The sequence below is a fragment of the Mesorhizobium sp. M2A.F.Ca.ET.037.01.1.1 genome (assembly GCF_003998075.1).
GTDB lineage: Bacteria > Pseudomonadota > Alphaproteobacteria > Rhizobiales > Rhizobiaceae > Mesorhizobium.
The window spans coordinates 1-2,460 of the sequence record NZ_RZSA01000956.1 but is presented as its reverse complement, the minus strand read 5'-3'; the positions used below and the strand labels follow the sequence as shown (position 1 = coordinate 2,460).

The window sequence follows — 2,460 nt, the reverse complement described above, 5'->3', positions numbered from 1 at the left end:
GATAAGGACTAAACGTGGCTATAGGTACGGCTGTTTGGACCTCTGATCACGAGAATGTAGTTCGCGGCGACGTCGTTCGTGGCGATTGACCCAGCTAGCGACGGCGGTATAGTTTCATCAGCTTTCCCGGTTATGACCTACACAACAGATCATCGGAGCTTGGACATCGCCCCTTTGCTAACGCGATGGACCTTCGATGAAGCCTCTTCCTCAAGAGCGTAACCGCGCCTTACGAGTCAACACGGACAGGCCGGCTCGGCTTGACCTAGTCTCTTAGCAACTTTGACAGAGTCAAATGACAGCGCAGCGGTATGCCTATCAGGATCTTCTCAGCTTTTCCTCGCAGCTGCTGACCCGCGCCGGTCTGCCTCAAGTGCGCGCTGAAGTGGTAGCGCGGCAATTTCTAGAAGCCGATCTGCTTGGCTATTCCACTCATGGAGTGCAGCGTCTGCCGAGCAACTGCGATTGGCTGCTGAAGGGAGAAACTAATCCCGACGGCCGACATATAGTGCTGCAGGCGACCCGATGTTGCGAAACTTGGGATGCGGATTTTCTCCCCGGGCCATGGGTGGCTGCTCAGGCCGTGGACCGTGCTTGTGAAATGGCCGCCGAGAACGGGCTGGGCTCAGTTGTGGTGCGTCGAACGCAGCACGTTGCATGCCTCGCCTCTTATCTCGAGCGCGGGACCGATCGGCGCATGATGGTCATGATGACCGTGAGCACGCCGGCCGAGGCCGTCGTAGCTGCTCACGGCGGCCTGACGCCAATTTTTTCCTGCAATCCGTTTGCCGCAGGCATTCCTACCGGGGAAGCACCGATCCTGATTGACACCACCTTGGCGATGTCGGCTCAGGGTCCGATGAACCGAGCCCAACGTCAGGGAACGATGCTGCCCTACCCGATGATCATGCGTCCGGATGGCGACGTCAGTGCGAATCCGGCCGATTTTGCGGCTGGCGGTGCTATCTTGCCGCTCGGCGGCATCGAGCAGGGTCACAAAGGAACTGGCTTAGTTTTCCTAACAGAGGCCCTGACAGCAGCGCTGGGCGGATATGGACGGGCCGAGGGAGCTGAAACCGGAGAAGCGAACGCCCTGTTCGTCCAGGTTCTCGACCCAACCCATTTCGCCGGACGCGCTGTTTTCGAACGTGAGATGCGATTTCTCGCTCAACGCTGCCGAGCAAGTCGAGTTGCCCCGGGTAGTGATCCGGTGCGTGTTCCGGGTGATCGCGCTTTGATGCTCAAGCGCGATCAGTTGCGCGATGGTGTCCGTCTTCTCGACTCCATCCTGGATGATATCCGCCCTTGGGCGGAGCGGCTCGACTGTGCGTTTCCAGCGCCGATTGCCCGATCGTGATGAAAAATTAGCTGGATAGTGGCCTCTGGCTACAGGAATTGTTTGCCGCCTGACGCATTGCGCTACGCGGACTTTGGCGCTCGTGTGCGCCGGAAAGGTCGCCGAAAGCCTGGAAGGACTGCTCCCTTATTCGAGACCGCGAGTGATTGCCCGCCCACCTCCGATTCTTGTCCACGCGGTTGGGCCGCTATGCCGTTGCTTTGAGCGGCGACTTGTCTGCCGCCTGCACGCGCGCCGACGCCGCCGGCAGGTCGGTCAGGGTGATCAGGCCGAGGAGGCGCCGCTCGGGATCGACGATGACCACGGCATGGCTGCGGCCGTCGGTGAGCACGGGGAGCAAACGCATCGCCGGCGTGTCGGGAGAGGCGGTAGCAATCTTCGACATAACGCCCTTCACCGCATCGGCCTCCTTAGTCAGCTCACGCAAGCCCACGGCGCCGGCCAGCCGGCCGTCCGAATCGACCACTGGCAAGGTGCGGACGTTGTGGTCGAGAAGCTGCTTTCGCGCTTCGTCAGCGCCGCGGCACCGCCCGGCGGATGCAGGCTACGCGAACGACATGGTGGCGATCGCCAGCGCCACAGCGAGGCCCGACGCGATCACCGGGTCGTGCACGAAATGCGCCACTGTCACGCCGACCAGTGCGGAGATCGAATTGCCGCCGATAATCGACCAGGGCTGCGCGAGCGGGCTCGACGGCACGGCGAAGAGCAGCACGGCGGAGGCGCCCATCGGGGCGACCAGCAGCGCCACATGCGGGCCTCCGCCCATGGCGAGCCCGCTGATCACGCCGGTCAGCGCAATGCCGATCGTGGCGCCGATGCAGGCGAGCAGCCGCTCACGTAGCGTCGCGCCGGCAAGGGTCGGAACAAAGAGGCGAAAGGCCATGGTAAGCCCTGGGGCGAGTGTTGGAACTTCTGCAGTCTGCAATGCGGCTGAAGCCACAGATTTGGAAGTCAAGCCAATTCGGAAAGTCGCCGCACGGGAGAATATTATTGCGCGAGGGAGCCAGGCGTTGGATGCCGCTAGACTAGACCAAGGCCATGCAAGAAAACGCCACCTGCCTTGACGTCCGCGACGGCTTGTTCGGGCACCAACTCGTTGC

At 61.8% G+C, this 2,460-nt stretch carries 1 protein-coding gene and 1 pseudogene; one reads left to right on the top strand and one right to left on the bottom strand.

The annotated features are described in order from the left end of the window. Nucleotides 1-295: 295 nt before the first annotated feature. A complete protein-coding gene (locus EOA27_RS31875) occupies nucleotides 296-1,357 on the top strand; it encodes an Ldh family oxidoreductase (RefSeq protein WP_127258169.1) in 1,062 nt (353 codons plus the stop codon). Nucleotides 1,358-1,544: 187 nt separating this feature from the next. On the opposite strand, the pseudogene EOA27_RS31870 reads toward EOA27_RS31875, so the two are convergent. Continuing rightward, a pseudogene (locus EOA27_RS31870) lies at nucleotides 1,545-2,243 on the bottom strand (HPP family protein). Between the last annotated feature and the right edge of the window lie 217 nt (nucleotides 2,244-2,460).